The sequence below is a fragment of the Pedobacter sp. 05T44 genome, assembly GCF_056395985.1.
In genome coordinates, this window is the sequence record NZ_JBFTKO010000003.1 from 1 (window position 1) to 18,712 (window position 18,712).

General features: G+C 35.9%; 15 protein-coding genes. 3 read left to right on the forward strand and 12 right to left on the reverse strand.

What is annotated here, in order from left to right; genetic code table 11:
• On the reverse strand, window positions 1-1,061 hold a 1,061-nt coding region (locus AC1DDK_RS06740), incomplete at its 3' end, for an acyl-CoA dehydrogenase family protein (protein WP_477633871.1).
• Between the two features lie 198 nt (window positions 1,062-1,259).
• On the opposite strand from AC1DDK_RS06740, the gene AC1DDK_RS06745 reads away from it, so the two are divergent.
• Complete coding sequence (locus tag AC1DDK_RS06745) at window positions 1,260-2,309, forward strand: DUF2238 domain-containing protein (protein ID WP_172661231.1); 1,050 nt, start codon at window positions 1,260-1,262, stop codon at window positions 2,307-2,309.
• Here the strand turns inward: AC1DDK_RS06745 and AC1DDK_RS06750 are convergent, their stop codons facing one another.
• The 3 genes from AC1DDK_RS06750 to AC1DDK_RS06760 all read right to left on the reverse strand — a co-directional run bounded on the left by AC1DDK_RS06750 (window position 2,310) and on the right by AC1DDK_RS06760 (window position 4,735).
• Window positions 2,310-3,047, reverse strand: coding sequence for a LuxR C-terminal-related transcriptional regulator (locus AC1DDK_RS06750; RefSeq protein ID WP_172661232.1), 738 nt, complete (start codon window positions 3,045-3,047; stop codon window positions 2,310-2,312).
• A gap of 246 nt (window positions 3,048-3,293) precedes the next feature.
• Window positions 3,294-3,821: an adenine phosphoribosyltransferase gene (locus tag AC1DDK_RS06755; protein ID WP_172661233.1), complete on the reverse strand. Its 528-nt coding sequence runs from the start codon at window positions 3,819-3,821 to the stop codon at window positions 3,294-3,296.
• A 2-nt stretch (window positions 3,822-3,823) separates the two neighbouring features.
• Window positions 3,824-4,735 carry a ComEA family DNA-binding protein gene (locus tag AC1DDK_RS06760; RefSeq protein ID WP_288882251.1) on the reverse strand — a complete coding sequence of 304 codons (912 nt, stop codon included), beginning with the start codon at window positions 4,733-4,735 and terminating at the stop codon, window positions 3,824-3,826.
• 133 nt (window positions 4,736-4,868) lie between these two features.
• Between AC1DDK_RS06760 and AC1DDK_RS06765 the strand changes: the two genes are divergently transcribed.
• Window positions 4,869-6,620 carry a lysophospholipid acyltransferase family protein gene (locus AC1DDK_RS06765; protein ID WP_172661236.1) on the forward strand — a complete coding sequence of 584 codons (1,752 nt, stop codon included), beginning with the start codon at window positions 4,869-4,871 and terminating at the stop codon, window positions 6,618-6,620.
• A 222-nt stretch (window positions 6,621-6,842) separates the two neighbouring features.
• On the forward strand, window positions 6,843-8,045 hold the full coding sequence (locus AC1DDK_RS06770) for a hypothetical protein (RefSeq protein WP_337717153.1): 1,203 nt from the start codon (window positions 6,843-6,845) through the stop codon (window positions 8,043-8,045).
• A 3-nt stretch (window positions 8,046-8,048) separates the two neighbouring features.
• On the opposite strand, the gene AC1DDK_RS06775 is transcribed toward AC1DDK_RS06770, so the two are convergent.
• The 8 genes from AC1DDK_RS06775 to pheT all read right to left on the reverse strand — a co-directional run bounded on the left by AC1DDK_RS06775 (window position 8,049) and on the right by pheT (window position 18,671).
• Complete coding sequence (locus AC1DDK_RS06775) at window positions 8,049-8,588, reverse strand: hypothetical protein (RefSeq protein WP_172661238.1); 540 nt, start codon at window positions 8,586-8,588, stop codon at window positions 8,049-8,051.
• A 130-nt stretch (window positions 8,589-8,718) separates the two neighbouring features.
• Entirely contained in the window at window positions 8,719-10,179 is a 1,461-nt protein-coding gene (locus AC1DDK_RS06780; protein ID WP_246269578.1) for a hypothetical protein, read from the reverse strand.
• Between the two features lie 86 nt (window positions 10,180-10,265).
• Window positions 10,266-13,061 (reverse strand): TonB-dependent receptor, encoded by a 2,796-nt coding sequence (locus tag AC1DDK_RS06785; protein ID WP_084498422.1) that lies wholly within the window; start codon window positions 13,059-13,061, stop codon window positions 10,266-10,268.
• Window positions 13,062-13,173: 112 nt separating this feature from the next.
• Entirely contained in the window at window positions 13,174-13,674 is a 501-nt protein-coding gene (locus tag AC1DDK_RS06790) for an Mpo1 family 2-hydroxy fatty acid dioxygenase (protein ID WP_172661239.1), read from the reverse strand.
• A gap of 103 nt (window positions 13,675-13,777) precedes the next feature.
• Window positions 13,778-15,331 carry a ribonuclease Y gene (rny, locus tag AC1DDK_RS06795; protein ID WP_048907315.1) on the reverse strand — a complete coding sequence of 518 codons (1,554 nt, stop codon included), beginning with the start codon at window positions 15,329-15,331 and terminating at the stop codon, window positions 13,778-13,780.
• Between the two features lie 273 nt (window positions 15,332-15,604).
• Window positions 15,605-15,895, reverse strand: a complete 291-nt coding sequence (locus tag AC1DDK_RS06800) for a cell division protein ZapA (RefSeq protein WP_068891351.1) — start codon at window positions 15,893-15,895, stop codon at window positions 15,605-15,607.
• Window positions 15,896-15,928: 33 nt separating this feature from the next.
• Entirely contained in the window at window positions 15,929-16,219 is a 291-nt protein-coding gene (locus tag AC1DDK_RS06805; protein WP_048907317.1) for a hypothetical protein, read from the reverse strand.
• Between the two features lie 52 nt (window positions 16,220-16,271).
• The gene (gene pheT, locus AC1DDK_RS06810; protein WP_337717155.1) at window positions 16,272-18,671 is read right to left on the reverse strand and encodes a phenylalanine--tRNA ligase subunit beta; all 2,400 of its coding nucleotides are present in this window, start codon (window positions 18,669-18,671) and stop codon (window positions 16,272-16,274) included.
• Window positions 18,672-18,712 lie beyond the last annotated feature (41 nt).

Consider the following 18,712-nt stretch of genomic DNA (forward strand, 5'->3'; position numbering starts at 1 on the left):
GTATAACCATAGCCTCCAAAAATCTGCACTGCCTCTGTTGCCGTTCTTACAGCAACTTCCGAAGCAAAATATTTAGCCATAGCAGATTCTTTGGTCATAGGTAAACCACGATTCTTTAAATCGGCAGCCTGTCTAATCAACAGCTCCGCAGCCTCAATCTCAGTAGCCATGTCTGCCAGCTTAAAGCTAATGCCCTGAAAACTTGCTATGGGTTGCCCGAATTGATGTCGTTGTTTAGCATAAGCAACAGCTGCCTCATAAGCACCTTTTGCAATACCTAGTGCCAGCGCTGCAATAGAGATTCGTCCACCATCTAAAACTTTCATTGCCTGCTTAAAGCCTCCGCCTATATTCCCTAAAAGATTTTCTTTTGGAACACGGCAATTGTCAAATATCATTTCAGTTGTCTCCGATGCTCTCATACCTAATTTATTCTCCTTCTTGCCTGCTGCAAACCCTGGCGTTCCTCTTTCAACAACAAAAGCCGAAACCCCATTAGAATCTCCTTTTTCACCTGTTCTGGCCATAACAACTGCAATATCTCCGGTCTTACCATGAGTAATCCAGTTTTTAGAGCCATTAATAACATATTCATCTCCATCCAGTGTAGCAACTGTCATCATCCCCAAAGCATCAGATCCTGTATTTGCTTCGGTTAAGCCCCATGCTCCTATCCATTCTGCTGTTGCTAATTTAGGCAACCATCTCATTTTTTGTTCCTCATTAGCAAAAGCCAGGATATGACCAGTACATAAAGAATTATGAGCCGCTAAAGAAAGACCTATTGAACCGCAAACTTTAGATACCCCTACAATCACATCTACATATTCCTGATAGCCCAAACCAGATCCACCATAAACCTCAGGAACAAGAACTCCCATCAAACCTAATTCGCCAAGTTTTTTAAAAACATCTATCGGAAAATGCTGCACTTCATCCCACTCCATTACATTTGGACGAATATTCTTCTCCGCAAAATCATGTACCACCTTTCTTATCATTTCCTGATTTTCTGAGATGCTAAAGTTATAGCCTACAGAATTATCCATTGTTTCTAACATAATTTTATCGATTGAATCCCGACAATTATAAACAAATAAAACAACAGAAACACAAGTTTAAATTTGCAGAATAATAGAACGAAATGGTATTTAGTTCATTAACCTTACCTCCTTATTTTAAGTAAGTCAAATACGCTAAAAACTTTTTTTATTTTTTTTTAGCTTTACCCCCTTAGAACTATCTAAATAAAGCATCTCATGAAGTCCATTACCGTAAAAGCTCTTGTCGCTCAATTAAAGAACGACCTTATAGGCAAAGATTCTTACAGAGGAGTAACGCTTACTTACTCCTGGCTGGCAAACCAGTTTGGTCACTTTTCTTTAGGTTTTATTCCAACAATACTGCTTTATAATGTACTTAAAGCAAAGACAAATATGTCTCAGCCTGAATTGTGGGCGGCATTTGGTGTTTGGGCTGGCTGGATTTTGTTTGAACTTTTTAATTTCCTATGGCCGTTATTGTTTAAAACAGAATCAATACGTAAGGCTCTTGGAACAGGCAAATACACATTTCAGCCAGCATGGACAAATGTTGCGTTCGATACTTTAACAGATCTGGTTTATTTTGGAATGGGTGCACTTGCTGCAAGTCTCATCTGTGAGTTTCACAAAGGTATGTTAATTGGTCTTATTGTGTTAGTATTATTGGTTATTTACCCCTTCTACTATTGGTACACCACAAAAATGTTTATCCAAAATGCCGATTATCCTTTTCAGTTACGACTAAGTCAATGGAACCAACGAATAAAAGAAGACAACAAAGCATTGATTTTAGACTTCCTCAAGCACAATGAACCAGGAAAACATATGTTGCTATTTGGCTCCAGAGGCAGTGGCAAAACAATGCTATCAGTCGGAATTGCAACGGAGTCATCTATTAAAAATAACAGTTGCAGCTACATTACTGCCGTAAAACTACTCTGTTTATTTTTCGAGAATGAAGATAACCCGCCGATTACAAAGCCTGGGGCTTGGTCGTGGAGAAACTCTTCTTTATTAGTTATTGACGATATTAATCCTGGCGGAAATGTACAAGACGATATTTTAAGCGCAAAACAATTCTACACGATACTTAATAATTTAAACTGTGGCGAATTAAATAAAAAAGCTATCAAAGAAAAAAGTATTATCTGGGTTATGGGTAATGATGACCCAGACAGGCACGCTGAAGAACGCTGGGAAACATTATTAGAAAATATAGGTGTAGAGAAATCAAATATTACAACCGTAAACCTCGATGCAGTTTAATTAAGGAAGTATGTTATTGTCATACGCAAAGCTTACCAGGTGTGTTAAACTTTTAACATCAAAGCGCTTGTACAGTGGAATTATCCTTTTTTCAATTGCTGAGTGCGAAACACCCAATTCATGGGCAATTTCTTTGAAGGAATAGCCTTTTGCCACAAGCGAAAGTGCCTCCTTCTCTTTATTGGATATAGCCAGATGGTAAAACAATATCTTGTTTAATTCCTCTTCAAATTTTTCCTTATCAGGGCCATAAGCCGCATATCTCATTATTTTTCCAAAAATAAGACTCCTGTTAATTTGAAAACGACCGATAATAGATTCGATTTTACCATTCTCAGAACTAAAAACACCTACCCTTGCAGAGATAGGAACTTCCTGACCGTTTTTATGTATCTTTTTAAGCTCTATAGTAAAGCTATACTTCTCCAGGTCTTTTGACTTGTTATGAATAAATTTGAGGGCCTTATCATTAAGGTCATGTGAGAAGGGAGCAAATTCAGGGGCCGACATATTTACTATTGCCAGCATATTTATTTCATCATCTTTATAACCAACCACCTCTTCCCATCCGCTGGCAAAAATCATTCTGTTCTCTTTAAATGAATAGATATAAATGGCTTCTTCAGCAAACCTGGGGATAGTTTGTTCAAAGAACAATGCTTGTTCGCTCTCTAAGTCGGCAGGAACATCTGTAATAAAGTTCCTTGAATAGTCTCCAAAATTCCCTTTTGATTTCATTTTATATCAATTTTGAGAAATCCTTTCATTAAAACCTGCGTATTTACTCAGTTGATTTCAATTAAAAGCACTGCTAATTTTGCAACAAGTTTAAAAAAAATACCTCTCATTTCAGCATACAAAAAAAAGCTGCAAAATTATGCCTAGTCTTACCCCTCGCTTTTCTATTCTAATTTTAAAATTAATTGCAATTTCTCTACTGATCTTATGTTTATATCAAGCCAGCAATTTAATCGTTTAAGAGAACTAGTAAGAGGCTAAAGAAAAAACCTCACTTCCATAAGGGGTCAATCTCTTCCTGCCATTTAAAAAATCCAACGATATAATAAAAGAATAAGCGGCTACCGTTGCTTCCATTTGCATCACAAGTTTTGATGCCGCTACAACCGTTCCCCCCGTGGCCAGTAGATCATCATGAATTAAAACCCTTTGTCCTTTAAGCAATGCATCCTGATGACACTCTATGGTTGCACTGCCATATTCCAGATCATATGATTCCTGCATCGTTTTGTAAGGCAACTTCCCTGCCTTTCTAATAGGGATAAAAGGCACATTTAACAGCTGAGCCAAAGATGGGCCAAACAAAAAGCCCCGGCTCTCTATACCTGCAACCACATCAATGGCCACATTCGAAAGTTGTTTAGCCAACGCGGCTGTAATATCCATGCACAAGCCCGGATCCTTTAGTATCGGAGTTATATCTTTAAAAATGATTCCTGGTTTTGGAAAGTCTTGTACATCGCGTACAGTTTGTTTTATTCTTGATTCTATCATGACTAAAAAGTAAGGTAAGGCGCCAAACGCTCAACCGTTTCCGGGTCTAAAATAGCAACCTTATTTAAGTCAGCAATATTACTATAATTTCCGTGTTGTTTTCTATATTCAATAATAGCATTTACCTGTTTATACCTTATATATGGATGTCCTTTAAAATCCTCTAACCTTGTAGCATTAACGTTAATTCTTTTCAATTTTTGATCATCCACAGAAACCTGATTCCTGATCTCCTCATATTTTACTGAGTCCAGTCCAAATACTTCAAGCAGCTGCTCCTTTTTATAAAAGCCTCCAATACGTTCCCTGTATTTTATTATCCTCCTGGCAAAAGCCGGCCCAATTCCTTTTATCTCAATAAGGGCTGCACTATCTGCCCCATTCATTTCTATTATTTTGCGCGCTCTGGAAACTGGGCTGTTGACATTATTCTTAAAACTCTTCTCCGGCACTTTAGTATTTCCAGCATACTTATCCTCAATTCGTACATAAGGAGATAACCTTTCGTACATTTTCTCAGTAATCGTATACATTTTCTTCAGATCTTCTACATTTCTAAACTTCCCTCCTTTCTCTAAATATTTTAAAATAGCTGCAGATTGCTTAAAAGACAGGCCCAGTCTTTGCCAATCATCAACATTTATAGTATTCGGATCAAACACGAACAAAGAATAATGATGTTCTTTTTTAACATTGTACTTTAATTTTCTACTGTTAAAAACGGAAGACTTATTAACCGGTAGCACTAACCTTTTAATGGCTAATTGTTCGGCTACTGAATTATCCGGTTCTGGCGTCACAAAGCTGTATAAATAAGGAGTAGCACTAATTAATACTATAAGCACTATTAGAACTAAAAGACCATTAAATTCCTGTTTACTAAAATCAAAATAAGCATTCAACCATTTTCTCATTGCCTAATCTATAGCAGAATATTATAAATAACAACCATAATAGGATTAGTATTATATTTTAGTATGTCGCCAACGATTAAAAATATAAATCTTACTTTTGAGGTTGGATAATGTTTCACAAACTGGAATTTAAATGAAGATCATAACTACCCAAGAGTTTGCAAAAGCTACTAAAATAGATAAACTGGGCGTACCCGGACTTGCTGCTTTACTCATGGAGATGATGAAACTTAATGACATCAACAAAGTTTTTTCGCAGAATGAGCATTTTAGTGGTTTAGAATTTGTCGATAAGATTTTAGAAACCATAGGCGTTAGTATCGATTTTGATGAAGACGACCTTAAAAACATACCCAAAACCGGAGGTTTTATTGCAATAGCAAATCACCCATATGGCGGTGTCGAAGGTCTTGCACTTGTAAAATTACTTTGTACCGTAAGGCCCGAGGCAAAGGTGATGGTTAATTTTATACTTAAAAAGATTCCCAATCTAAGTGAGTTCTTTGTAGCAGTAAATCCTTTTGAAAACGTTCAGCACACCTCAAGCATAAGTGGCTTAAAAGCTACTTTCGACCTCCTTCAAAGCGGTACACCAATAGGAATATTTCCCGCAGGTGAGGTTTCAACCTTTAGTTTAGATAAGCAGGAAATTACAGATAGGATATGGCACCCGGTAGTAGGTAAATTAATTGCCAGGGCTAAATTACCTGTAGTACCAATCTATTTCCATGGCAACAACGGGGTTTTATTCAATATCCTTAGCTTTATCCATCCTACGTTAAGAACAGCTAAATTACCTTCAGAATTTTTAAACAAACAAGGTTTAAAAATAAAAGTAAGAATTGGTAAGCCTATTAATATAGAAGATGTTTCTTACAGAAATAACACCAATAAACTACTTGATTTTCTTAGGGCACGTACCTATGCCCTTGGAACCGGTTTAGAACAAGAAAAGAAATTGTTCAACCCAATCAATCTGTTTAAAATAAAGAAAAAGCCAGAAGAAGTTATTGTTGAAACGGATAGGAATAAAATTGTAGAAGAAGTTGATCAGCTCGAAAACTTCAGGGTATGGCAAGAAAAGAACTACGAAGTATATATTGCCCCTACGGTAGCCATTCCAAATATTTTAAGGGAAATTGGCCGTTTAAGGGAAATAACCTTTAGAGAAGTTGGAGAAGGAACAAATAAAAAGATTGATCTCGACAACTACGATATTTATTACAACCATCTTTTCATCTGGGATAAAGACCTGCAAAATATCGTAGGTGCTTATCGTATCGGTAAGGGAGATGAGATTTTAAATACCATGGGCAGACGTGGGTTCTATCTATCAGAACTCTTCAAAATCAAAGAGCCTTTTTATCCGATCTTAAGACGTGGAATTGAATTGGGCAGATCGTGGATCCGAAAAGAATATCAGCAGAAACCACTTCCTCTTTTCTTGTTATGGAAAGGTATTTTAAAATACCTTCTGGATAATCCTCACTATCGCTACATGTTTGGCCCGGTAAGTATCAGCAATAATTTCTCAAAGTTCTCCAAGTCTTTAATTGTAGACTATATTACAAAGAACCACTTTGATTATGAGCTGGCGCATTATGTAAAGCCTAAAAATAAATTTAAAGCAGATCTTTCTGCGATTGATAAGGATCTGTTAATTGAAAGCAGTGATTCCTTAAAAGACCTTGACAGCTTAATATCTGACATTGAGAACTCTCACATTAAGATACCTGTATTACTTAGGCAGTATATGAATCTTAATGCCAAAATCATTTGTTTCAATATTGATCCTAAATTTTCTGATTGTCTTGATGGCTTTTTAGTAGTGGATATGCAAAATATCCCACCTGAAATGCTAGAGAAGATTGGTAAGAATTTTTAATAACAAAAGCCCTGACATCCATCGGGGCTTTTTGTATCAACTAAACCTAAACGTATATAAATACTAACCAAATATTTATGCCACAAAAGTACTGGCGTGATGTTAAGTGCTTGTTAACTATTGATTACTATATAATTTTTTAAAGCCGAAAACTTAATATGCAACTACTGTTAATTCTGTGTATATTTAATGTTACCATAATATTAATTAATCCACAGAGTCATGGGCCGTTTGCTAAAAATATTCGGTACACTAATTTTACTACTGGTTACGCAACTTGCGTACAGTCAGAATAATAGCTACAATATTAGTTTTGAGTTTTACAATGACACCTTCAACCTTGAAGTCGATTCATCTATAATTGTAAATGCCCCCACAGACCTTTCAGAACAATACATTAAATCGAGCTACAACAAAGTAAATGCCGGCAAGTACTCATCAATAATAAAAACGCTTACTGATTACAAGGGGAAACACCAGCTAAACGATTGGCTTTATTATCAACTAATCAGAAAAACAGCTCAGCAGATTAGCCCTAAAAAAGATAACTATGAGCGCTATACTTTTTACAAATGGTTTCTTTTAGGTAAATCGGGATACGACGCCAGACTTACCATTGCAGATAACCGGATCATATTCTATGTTTTTAATGATGAGGATATTTCTGATATACCTTTCGTCATGTTCAAAAACAAAAAATACATGTGCTTAAACCATCATGATTATGCATATGCAGATTTAAATAAGGTACCTCCTCACGATATGATCAGCATCCCTGAAGCTAAAGAGGCCTTTTCTTACAAAGTAACCAGAATGCCTGATTTTAAGCCTGAAGACTATTATGAAAAACAGATTCAGTTCAGCTATAAACATAAAACCTATCATTTCAACATTAAGCTAAATCCTGATGTAGAAATTATTTTTGCCAACTACCCGGTGGTTGACTTTGAATCGTATTTTAATATCCCCCTTAGCAAAGAAACTTATGGTTCCTTAATTCCCCTCCTTAAAAAAAATGTGAGTGGAATGAAACAAAAAAAAGGGATTGATTACCTGATGCGTTTTACCAGATATGCATTCTTATATGAAAATGATGAAGAGAATTTTGGAAAAGAAAAGCGACTCTCTCCGGAAGAGACGCTCTTCTCTAAATATAGTGACTGCGATGATAGAGCAGCCTTGTTTTTTTATCTGGTAAAGGAGATCTATAATGTTCCAATGATTGCTCTGCTGTACCCTACCCATATCACTATGGCAGTTCAGTTTGACACACCTGTAGGCGGCGACCCTATAGTTTATAAAGGCAAGACCTATTCTATTTGTGAACCAACACCACAGAAAGAGGATCTTGGTATTGGGAAAATGTCTGCCGAACTAAAAAAGATCCCCTATCAAGTAGTTTATGCTTATGAGCCGAAACACTAAAGCCTAATTAAAAACAAAATTTGGGTCAAAATATTGCTTTACATGTAAAGTATCTCGCTTTGCTGGCTGTCCGATTGCTTCCAAAATAATCTCTGCCTCTAATAACCACCTTGTTTGGTCTGCTTGTTTATCAGGTCTTAAATTAATTCCTTTAACATATCCATCTTCTATTAGCCTAAACGGTGTCATCAGGCAAGCTGCACAACTCCTGATTAACTTTACTTTTCCATCTAAAATAGCTTGCTTGTTAAATGAAAAAGTTTTTCCTTCCATTGGCGCCTTTATGTAGAGCGTTGTTCTAACACCTGGGGTCTGTATATCTGCCCAAAATAGTCGATAAGGGCCGGTTATTAATCCTGAACCAGCTTCATTTAAATCTGCATCTTCAGTAAATAGATATTGACAACTTGCTTTTTCGGGACAAGGTGTTAGATTTTTTTCATCTATTTCATCCTTAATAATTTTTCCTTTGTCTTTCGTGCAGGAAACACCGATCAAAATGGTTGTCATTACCATCAACAGTTGAATAGTTATTTTTCTCATAATCTTATTGTTTACAACTATACGCTCAGCCATCTATTACCGCTACAGAATTCAGGTTAAGTTTATGTTAAATAAAAAGGCCTTTTTGCGATGTGCAAAAAGACCTATCAAAAATGTTATGATTTGAATATTATTTTACAGCTCCAGGAGTTGTATAAGGTAATACCTGAGGATTATAATTAGCCCAACCAGCAGTCCAATCAGTTGTACCAAAAGCACCTCTATAAGCAACTTTCTCGAAAAAAGCATCAGCAACTTTTACATTTGTGTACAAAGCTCCGTTAGCAGCGGCAGAACCTGCAACTACAGTAAAGTTAGGAGTACCTTGTTTAGCTGCAGCAACTAAATCAGGTGAAAACTTGTAAGGATCAGTAATAACTGATGAAGCATAAGCATCAGGAGTAAAAGTATTATTTGAAGTCAAAGAAGTAGTTAATGCAGCCAATATACCAGCAGCACCTTTAATTTGATTTGATTTACTATTACTTCCTAATACTAGATTGTTAGCAAATACAGATTTACCTGCCACAAAGTTAGCATAAGTAGCACCAGCTGTAGTAACCTTCGTATCATCATAATAAACACCCTCTGTATATCCAGCTAATACTGAATTAAAGATGCTTATTGATGAGTTACGACGAATTTGAGCAGCATGTTGATAGTTAGCATTTATATTTCCAGCACCAGCTACGTCAACAGGACCTAATATAGTTACGTTAGAAAAAATAGCAGATGTTTGAGGAACATTATTTGATCCATTTCCATCATTATCAGATTCAAAACCATTTGAGCCAGAGAAGTCAGCAATTGTAGCCACACGTTGTGCTAAAGCAAATTGAACCTTTCCAGAATAGCCATTATCAGTATCAAAATCATCATCCCATGTTCCAACTGAAAGTAAGTGTTTTGCATTTACTGTTCCACCGAACCATTCAAAAGCATCATCTCCTGAACGATAAACCTGAACATAATCAATAGTAGTACCTGAACCAACGCTTCCAAAAGTAAGACCGTTGATTTCATTATCAGGACCTAAGGCAATACCAGCATATTCAATACGAATATATTTCAGAGTTCCTGAATTATCAGCATCATCAGTACCTCCGTGTAGTGCCTTATCAGTAGCATCAGCAATACCTTCTATTTTAACACCTGTACCGATATTGTTTTTTGCTTTTCCTAATAAAACTAATCCACCCCAATCACCTTGAGCACGACCACCAGCAGGTTGATTTGAAGTAAATACAATCGGCTTGTCAACTGTACCTACAGCCTCGATTTTAGAACCACGTGTAATAACTAATGAACCTTTAGAAGCTTTATCACCTTTAATGATTGTCCCTGGCTGAATAGTAAGAGTAGCATTTCCAGTTACATAAACATTGCCTTTTAAAAGATATATTTTATCAGCAGTCCATGTAGTGCTTGTAGCAACATCTCCTGTTACGGTAACAACTCCTTCTGTAGTTGGAGGATTTATGATTCCTTCATCTGAATCATTCTTTGAGCAGCTTGCAAAAAAAACAAGCACACTTAAAGCTGATATTAATAACTGTTTTTTCATTTCTTTATTTTTAATTTGTTGTTTCAAAGATATTAAGCGTGATTTACCTGTATATTACTATATGTTTAAATAAACATTAAGCATTATTAAAGTCAATTAACAATGATTTAACATTAAAGCGTGTAAGAGAAAGACAAGGAGTAATTGCTACCCAATTTATATCTATTGATTGTTTCATCCTCTCCATTCATTTCATACTTCTTGTTCATGTTATTATCGTAGTATAAAATATTATTGTTGTTTAGGATATCTCCGGCATTGATTTTAAATTCACCCTTATTTTTAAATACCTTCATTCCTAATTGTAGATCTAAAACATTTCTTGGTGCTTCCCAGATGCTAGGGAATCTAGAGCCCCCAGCTGCTATAATTCTACGGCCTACCTTGTTATACAAAATATTGAAGTTCATTTTATTATTAAGAAAAGCATGTTGCAAGCCAGCATTTATAGTATAAGGAGCCTGTCCTACCATTTGGCGACTTTTTTCTAAATAAACTACCCCTGTATTTTCCGGATTTGTTACTTTAGATTTAATCAAAGCTAAATTGGCATAGGCAGTAGTATTTTTCATAAATTCATTCTCTGCTATAAAATCAAGAGACTTTCTAACTTCAAACTCTAACCCATAAACATCCGCCTTATCAGAATTGAAATAAGTAATTGTTCTTGTAGAATTGTAATCCTCATTTAGAGATTCAATGGCATTATTAAATTGCTTATAAAATGCGGATACAGAAATAATCTGACCTGCCGAAGGATATAGTTCAAAACGAATATCTGCATTATTAACCTGAGCACGCTTCAGATTTGGATTTCCTTGCTGAAAGGCAAGTTGTTCATAATCATAATATTGAAATGGGGCAAGTTCTCTAAATTCAGGACGTGCCAATGTACGGTAATATGATGCCCTTAAATTTATTTTTTCCGTTAGGCTATAAGTAAAATTCAATGAAGGTAAAACGTCAAAATAATCCTGTTTAACTGGTTTATTACTTGGGTCAAGTGTTTTTAAGTTTACATTGAACATTTCCGTTCTTACTCCCCAAACTAATCTTGCCTTCTCGCCAAATTTATTATCTAACATAGCATAGCCTGCATTCGTAAGTGAATTAGCTGTATAGATATCTCCAGAGTTTGGAATTTCACTTAGCGTATAAGCACCACTCTCAATTAAATCCTTGCCAAATAATGTTTTTAGTGGTCTTGCTCTTATGGCCTCAACATTTTCGTTATTGAACCCTAACTGTAATCCAAGGAAGCGAACATCAAAATTACGATCACGGTAAGATGAAGCTAGTCCAACTTTAAGTGTCGATGTCTCTTTAAATAAATTAACGGGTAAAGAATAATTTACTGAACCAGTGTATCCATTCTCTTTTAGGGTAGAGAACAATCTTGTGTTTTCTTTACCAATATTTAAAACGTTAGCTGTGTAAGCAATTTCAGGTTTATCCAGATCAGAAATATTTTTAGAATAATTGATCTTACGTTGATCTGGTTGATCATTTAATACGTTACTGAAGCCTACTGACCAATTAATCTTTGCATTTCTTGCCCCTAGCTGATGATTACCTTCTAGTGTTGATTTGAATAAAGATTTCTGAATTAGGTCAAAAGCAAAAAATTTGTTATCTGTTCCAGAACTTCCATTGGTTCCAGTTCTACTAGTATATTGGTCGTCAAATATTCTATTATAAATATTTTTGAAGGTAATTTTACTCTTACCATAAGTGTATGCAAAATTAGCAAGGGCACCTACGTTTGTAGAGAATTTATAAGAATTATCCAAATAATTATACTCATAAAAATCACGTACAGCGTCTCTAGTTATGCTTTGTGCATTACGATAAGTTAATGAAACTATAGCTCCGAATTTCCTATTATCCTTTAAATCCTTAACCCGACCTAAAGTAAACTGATAGTTTTGAGTTGGCAATGCGGTCATGTTATAGATCGACCAGTCTTGAGGAAGCGTTCTTATCGCTTTGATATTTTGCTCATAAGTAAGGCCTGCTGCTAGTCTATTTGTAGAAGGAAAACTTGATTGTAGCTTTCTTTTACCATCATCAAAACCAAAATAATCGGTTGCATTTCGAGGGCCACTAAAGAAGTCTTTAAAAGTCGATGCTGTATTATAGCCAACCCCACCACTTAATGTAATATAATTCTGATCAGGTATATCTTTAGTAGTAATCTGAACAGCTCCACCGGTAAAATCTCCTGGAAGATCTGGTGTGGCTGTTTTACTAATAATTAGATTATCTACCAAGTTCGAAGGCACAATATCAAACGAAAAAGCCTTTCTATTTGGTTCAGTACTTGGCAATGAAGCTCCATCAAGCATCGCAGTGTTATACCTATCACTTAAACCACGGATAACAACAAATTTATTATCCTGAATTGTAGCTCCACTTACCCTTTTTAGAACATCCGAAGTATTTTTATCTGGAGAGCGTTTAATTAATTCTGATGAAATACCATCAGAGATTACCGCGCTATTCTTTTGCTGAGCATAAAGTGCATTTACACTTTCCTTTTTAAAACTCCCCTGAATAACTACTTCATTCAGGTTTTGACCGCCTGCTTCATCAAGGATTATATCGAATATTGTATTTTTTCCAGAGGTTACTTCAACATCACTGATCTCTTTTCCATTGTAACCAACATATTGAAATATTAAAGTGTATTTTCCAGTAGCCAATCCTGTTAATGAATATTTACCATCAACATCTGTAGCCATACCTTTGGGGGTATTTTTTATCTTAACCGTAACACCAATAAGTGTTTCACCGGTTTTCTTATCAGATACCTTTCCTGAAATTTTGCCCGTTTGTGCAAATACTGCTGTGCCGATAATTACAAATAAGGCCGTAATTATTGCCTTTTTAAGATTTAGTTGTGATTTCAATTTGCCGTATATTAATTTCCAGCAAAGCTATTACCACAATGTTAGGTATATGTTAGGTGTAAATTACCATTCGTTTACCAGAGTGTTAACCCTATGTTAAGTAGCATTAGGCTCAGTATCTTAGCCCTACTTTTTTGCAAATAAAGTGCAATAACCAAATCGGTCCGATTAATAGAAACTTAACATCATCTAAAAACGAAGGCTTCTTTCCTTCAATCTTGTGCCCTATAAACTGCCCTATCCATGCAATTACAAAAATCACCAAACACACCAGCCACAATGCTGGTCCACCACTGGCCTCCCATTTCTCTAGCTGAACAATGATCATACTCATTCCAAAAATGAGCAACAGCATCAGGTACGACAATACAGGAGAAAGCTTTAAATAGTAATAAACAGAAAAGGCGATTAAGAACGAAGCCCAGTTCAGGTATCCATTGTACCTTCCCAAAAATCCGATATGCGGAAAAGGAATGGCCCAAACCAAACCTAATAAACTAAACACAATTAGAGGAACACAAATCCAGTGAATAATTTCATTTGAAGGGTTTTGATGGCTTTCGGCATATTTATCAAAAAGGACATCTACCTCACTTCTTTGCTCCGTTTTCATATCGTTATAAGTTTACTGAGTAAAAATAAAAAAAGCGACAGAATAAACCGTCGCTTTTATAAAATATTAATAGCCTGCAGTAATAATTGCAGGTTCGCTTATGCTATTTCGCAAAAGAAACAGATCTGGTCTCTCTTATTACAGTTACTTTAATCTGACCTGGATAAGTCATCTCTGTTTGAATGCGGTTCGAGATGTCAGCTGCCAATAGTTCTGCCTGCTGATCAGTTACCCTTTCACTTTCAACCACAACCCTAAGCTCTCTACCTGCCTGTATCGCAAATGTTTTCTCTACACCCGGATAAGAAAGCGCAAGCTCTTCCAACTCTTTTAATCGTTTAATATAGCTTTCAACTACCTCACGTCTAGCACCCGGACGTGCACCTGATATGGCATCACAAGCCTGTACAATAGGAGATATCATTGAAGTCATTTCTATCTCGTCATGGTGAGCTCCAATAGCATTACAAATTTCAGGATGTTCCTTATACTTCTCAGCCAGTTGCATACCTAAAATAGCGTGAGGTAATTCTGGATTATCATCTGGCACCTTACCTATATCATGTAACAGACCTGCACGTTTTGCCATTTTTGCATTTAAACCAAGTTCTGCCGCCATAGTAGCACAGAAGTTAGCAACCTCACGTGAGTGATGTAATAAATTTTGTCCGTAAGATGAACGGTAACGCATACGACCAACCATTCTGATCAATTCAGGATGTAACCCGTGGATACCCAAATCAATTACAGTACGCTCTCCTATCTCTACAATTTCATCCTCAATCTGCTTCTTGGTTTTAGCAACAACCTCTTCAATACGGGCCGGATGAATTCTACCATCAGTTACCAAACGGTGTAAAGCCAAACGCGCTATCTCTCTTCTTACCGGATCAAATCCTGATAAGATAATTGCTTCAGGAGTATCATCTACAATAATCTCAATACCTGTTGCAGCTTCTAAAGCGCGGATATTACGACCCTCTCGCCCAATAACACGTCCTTTAATTTCGTCACTTTCGATATGAAAAACTGAAACCGTATTCTCAATAGCAGCCTCAACTGCAGTACGCTGTATGGTTTGTATAACAACTTTCTTTGCTTCTTTTGTTGCAGTAAGCTTAGCTTCATCAACAATATCCTTAACCTGGATCATTGCTTGTGTGCGTGCCTCCTGTTTCATTGTTTCAACCAACTGGCTTTTTGCTTCATCAGCACTTAAACCTGCAATAGTTTCCAATTGCTTTACATGTTGGTTTTTCAACAATTCAACTTCTTCTTGTTTCTTTAATGCAATTTCAGTTTGCTTTTCAAGGTTCTTTTTATGATTATCAAGTTCTTGATCTTTGCGGGTAGCGTTTTCAAGCTTCTGGTTTAAAGACTGTTCTTTTTGTTTTAAAGTATTCTCTCGTTGATTGATCTGGTTATTTTTGGAATTTACTTCTTGCTCGTGCTCAGATTTCATTTGGAGGAATTTCTCTTTTGCCTCTAGCAATCTGTCTTTCTTTAAGATCTCAGCGTTACTTTCCGCATCCTTAAGTATCTTCTTTACCTTGCTCTGAACTGCAATTTCCTGCTTCTTAAGCAGGCTACGCAGCAGATATCTGCCTATTAAAATGCCGATTACTAATCCGGCAAGTACGTATCCTAATATTTCCATTCTATTTTTCTATATAAATCAGCTCATACACGCTGCATCACTGTTAAAAATTCGTTTAAAAAAAAACCGCAACTAACTTTATTGAGCCCCAAAGTTTTAAAAACCTCAACTAATTATAATTAGGATTTAAGTCATTTTCAGGTACATAAATGCAAATGAAATACACCTTCTTAATCCTATAAATATTGAAGTGTTAAGTTTTAAAAATAATGAAACTCAAAAACCTAGCTGCGGCTAATATCTTTGTTGTCTTAACTAATATAAAGAACGATCTTATTTCGAAAAAAAATCATTTAATAAACTATCCAATTCTTCCACCTTCTCGGCAACAGCAGTATCTTGATCCTGGACTTTGTTTTCTACTCTCAACACTGCCGTTGCATAGTGCAGTACTGCCATAGAAAGCAAATCCTGTTTATCGCGAACGGCATAATTTTCCTGATAATCTTTTATGCGCTCGTTAATAATCTTGGCTGCTCGCCTTACAATTTCTTCCTCTTCTGTATTGACCTTTAAGGGGTAAATACGATCGGAAATAGTTATTTTTATAGAGATTTCTCCCATTTTTTAGCTTTGTTTCACTTTTTCAAGTATTCCTTATTTCTTAAGTAATACAACACACTTATCTATTTCACGCACAAAATCGTTAATTTTTTGCTTTATATCAAGTGTCTTTTCACTTGTTCCTTCAATACTTTTCGCAAGCTTCAAAACTCTAAGCTTTTCCTCAAGCTCAGTGTTCTTGTTTTTTGATGTATCAAGGGCAACTTTTACTGACTGGTTCTCAAGCTTTAATAAATCATTTTCTTCCTGCAAAGCATTACAAAGCTCTATTAAACGAGTTGTTTTTTGCAATACTGAATTTAACTGATCTGCTACAGAAGACATTCTACTAAAGTTGTTTTTTATTTAAAATATTATTTTTTCAGAAAACACTTACTTATTTTCTGATTTCTGCTTTCGCTGTTTGCGCTAAGTTAGATATAATCTTTTGCATAACGGAATCAATCTGCTTATCCGTTAATGTTTGCTCTTCATCCTGAAGGGTAAAATTAAGTGCATATGATTTCTTTCCTGCAGGTAGTTTATCTCCAACGTACACATCAAACACCTGTACATTCTTAATCAATTTCCGCTCTGTTTTGAATGCTATGGTCTTTAAATCATCAAAAGTCACATTAGTATCTACCAGCATAGATAAGTCTCTTCTTACTAATGGATACTTAGGAACTTCTTTATTTATAATTTTATTTTTCTTTATAATATCTAAAAGCTGTGCCCAATCAAAATCTGCATAATAAACATCTTTATCAATATCAGCTTTCTTTTTATCAGCAGCTGTTGCAGCTCCAAAAGTTACAATTGCTTTATCACCTCTAAAGTATTTTAAACCAAAAGCAAAGCTTTCATTTTTAACTTCTTCAGTTTGATAGTTTGTTATGCCAAGGCGACCAATAACGGCATCAACTGCAGCTTTTAAATTATAAAAACTTACCGGCGAGGCTTTATGGTTCCATTGCTCAGATTGATTAGAACCTGACAACACAATTAATAACCTTGGGCGCTCTACATATTTCTCATTTATCAAATGGTAGGTTTTACCAAATTCATAAAATTTAATATCAGCAGTTTTCCTGTTTAAATTATAAGCAACACTCTCCAGGGCAGGCAACAGCAATTCCTGGCGCATTACATTTAAATCTGAACTTAATGGATTTAAGATCTGTACTGCTTCTTCAGGCACTTTTGAATAAGCTCCCTTTGTTAATGAATTACACCAGATCTCTAAAAAGCCGTTAGCAGTTAACATATCAGCAATAACATGCTGTGTTTGCTCTTTATCTGGCTTAGTGCCATAAGATAGTGATGCATTTATTTTACTAGGAATCTCAATATTATTATAGCCATAAATCCTTAAAACCTCTTCAGTAACATCGCATTCGCGGGTTACATCAACTTTAAAGCTTGGCACTTTAAGCTCCAAACCTTCGGTGGTTTCTTTGGCCACTTCAATGCCTAATGCAGTAATTATATCTTTAATTTCTGCATCGGGAATATTAGCTCCAATTAATTTATTGATGTTCTGATAGCTAACTTCAACATCAAAAGGCTTTATAGGATTAGCGTAAACATCTGAAACCGACGAAGCGATTTCACCGCCTGCCAATTCCTGAATTAATAGCGCTGTACGTTTTAAAGCAAAAGTTGTTATTTCTGGATCAGCACCACGCTCATACCTGAACGAAGCATCTGTTTTTAAACCATGGCGTTTAGACGTTTTACGCACAGAAACAGAGTCGAAATAGGCACTTTCCAGGAATACATTTTTAGTGGCATCAGTTATTCCCGAGGTTTTGCCTCCAAAAACCCCTGCAATACACATAGGTTCTTCTGCATTACAGATCATCAAATCTTCAGCAGAAAGCTTACGCTCAACCCCATCAAGCGTTACAAAAGGTGTTCCTTCAGCACATTTCTTAACAAAAACTTTAGCACCTTTTATCTGATCAGCATCAAAAGCATGAAGTGGTAAACCCAGATCATGTAAAACATAATTGGTTATATCTACAATGTTATTGATGGGTCTGATACCTATTACTTTTAATTTATCCTGAAGCCAATCTGGAGAAGCTTTGACAGTAACTCCACTTATGGTAACACTGCTATAACGCGGACAAGCATTCGTATCTTCAACCTTAACTTCAATTTTAAGGTTTTCATTATTCGTTTTAAAGCCAGAAACGTCAGGCATCTGAATACTTTTACGCAAATAAGCAGCTAAATCTCTTGCTACACCTAAGTGCGAAGCAGCATCTGCCCTGTTAGGTGTTAAACCTATTTCAAAAAGATAATCATCTTCCAGCTTAAAATATTCTTTAGCAGAAATACCAATTGCAGTATCGGCTGGCAAAACAAGTATTCCGTCATGAGAAACGCCCAAACCAATCTCATCTTCTGCACAGATCATCCCTTCGGATACTTCTCCTCTTATTTTTGATTTGTTGATTTTAAAAGGCTCCCCTTCATTTGGGTAAACGGTAGTGCCAACAGTAGCAACCACAACCTTTTGGCCCTGAGCTACGTTTGGAGCACCACAAACAATTTGTAAAATATCTGGTCCGCCAACATCAACGGTTGTAACACGAAGACGGTCTGCATTAGGATGTTGTACGCAAGTTAACACATGACCTATAACCAATCCGGCTAAACCACCAGCAACAGGCTGCACGGTTTCTAAGCTTTCTACTTCCAGTCCAATATTTGTTAATATAAGAGAAAGTTCCTGAGGTGTTTTATCAGTTTGTATGAATTGTTTAAGCCAATTGTATGATATCTTCATTATCTGGTATCTAGTATGAAATACTGGGAAAACGCAAAGAT

What these genes read in the sequence shown, in the direction of transcription:
- AC1DDK_RS06770 (WP_337717153.1), top strand. Translation starts at nt 6,843, where the DNA reads ATGGGCCGTTTGCTAAAAATATTCGGTACACTAATTTTACTACTGGTT.
- AC1DDK_RS06745 (WP_172661231.1), top strand. Translation starts at nt 1,260, where the DNA reads ATGAAGTCCATTACCGTAAAAGCTCTTGTCGCTCAATTAAAGAACGAC.
- pheT (WP_337717155.1), bottom strand. Translation starts at nt 18,671, where the DNA reads ATGAAGATATCATACAATTGGCTTAAACAATTCATACAAACTGATAAA.
- AC1DDK_RS06760 (WP_288882251.1), bottom strand. Translation starts at nt 4,735, where the DNA reads ATGAGAAAATGGTTGAATGCTTATTTTGATTTTAGTAAACAGGAATTT.
- AC1DDK_RS06750 (WP_172661232.1), bottom strand. Translation starts at nt 3,047, where the DNA reads ATGAAATCAAAAGGGAATTTTGGAGACTATTCAAGGAACTTTATTACA.
- AC1DDK_RS06755 (WP_172661233.1), bottom strand. Translation starts at nt 3,821, where the DNA reads ATGATAGAATCAAGAATAAAACAAACTGTACGCGATGTACAAGACTTT.
- AC1DDK_RS06775 (WP_172661238.1), bottom strand. Translation starts at nt 8,588, where the DNA reads ATGAGAAAAATAACTATTCAACTGTTGATGGTAATGACAACCATTTTG.
- rny (WP_048907315.1), bottom strand. Translation starts at nt 15,331, where the DNA reads ATGGAAATATTAGGATACGTACTTGCCGGATTAGTAATCGGCATTTTA.
- AC1DDK_RS06800 (WP_068891351.1), bottom strand. Translation starts at nt 15,895, where the DNA reads ATGGGAGAAATCTCTATAAAAATAACTATTTCCGATCGTATTTACCCC.
- AC1DDK_RS06790 (WP_172661239.1), bottom strand. Translation starts at nt 13,674, where the DNA reads ATGAAAACGGAGCAAAGAAGTGAGGTAGATGTCCTTTTTGATAAATAT.
- AC1DDK_RS06805 (WP_048907317.1), bottom strand. Translation starts at nt 16,219, where the DNA reads ATGTCTTCTGTAGCAGATCAGTTAAATTCAGTATTGCAAAAAACAACT.
- AC1DDK_RS06765 (WP_172661236.1), top strand. Translation starts at nt 4,869, where the DNA reads ATGAAGATCATAACTACCCAAGAGTTTGCAAAAGCTACTAAAATAGAT.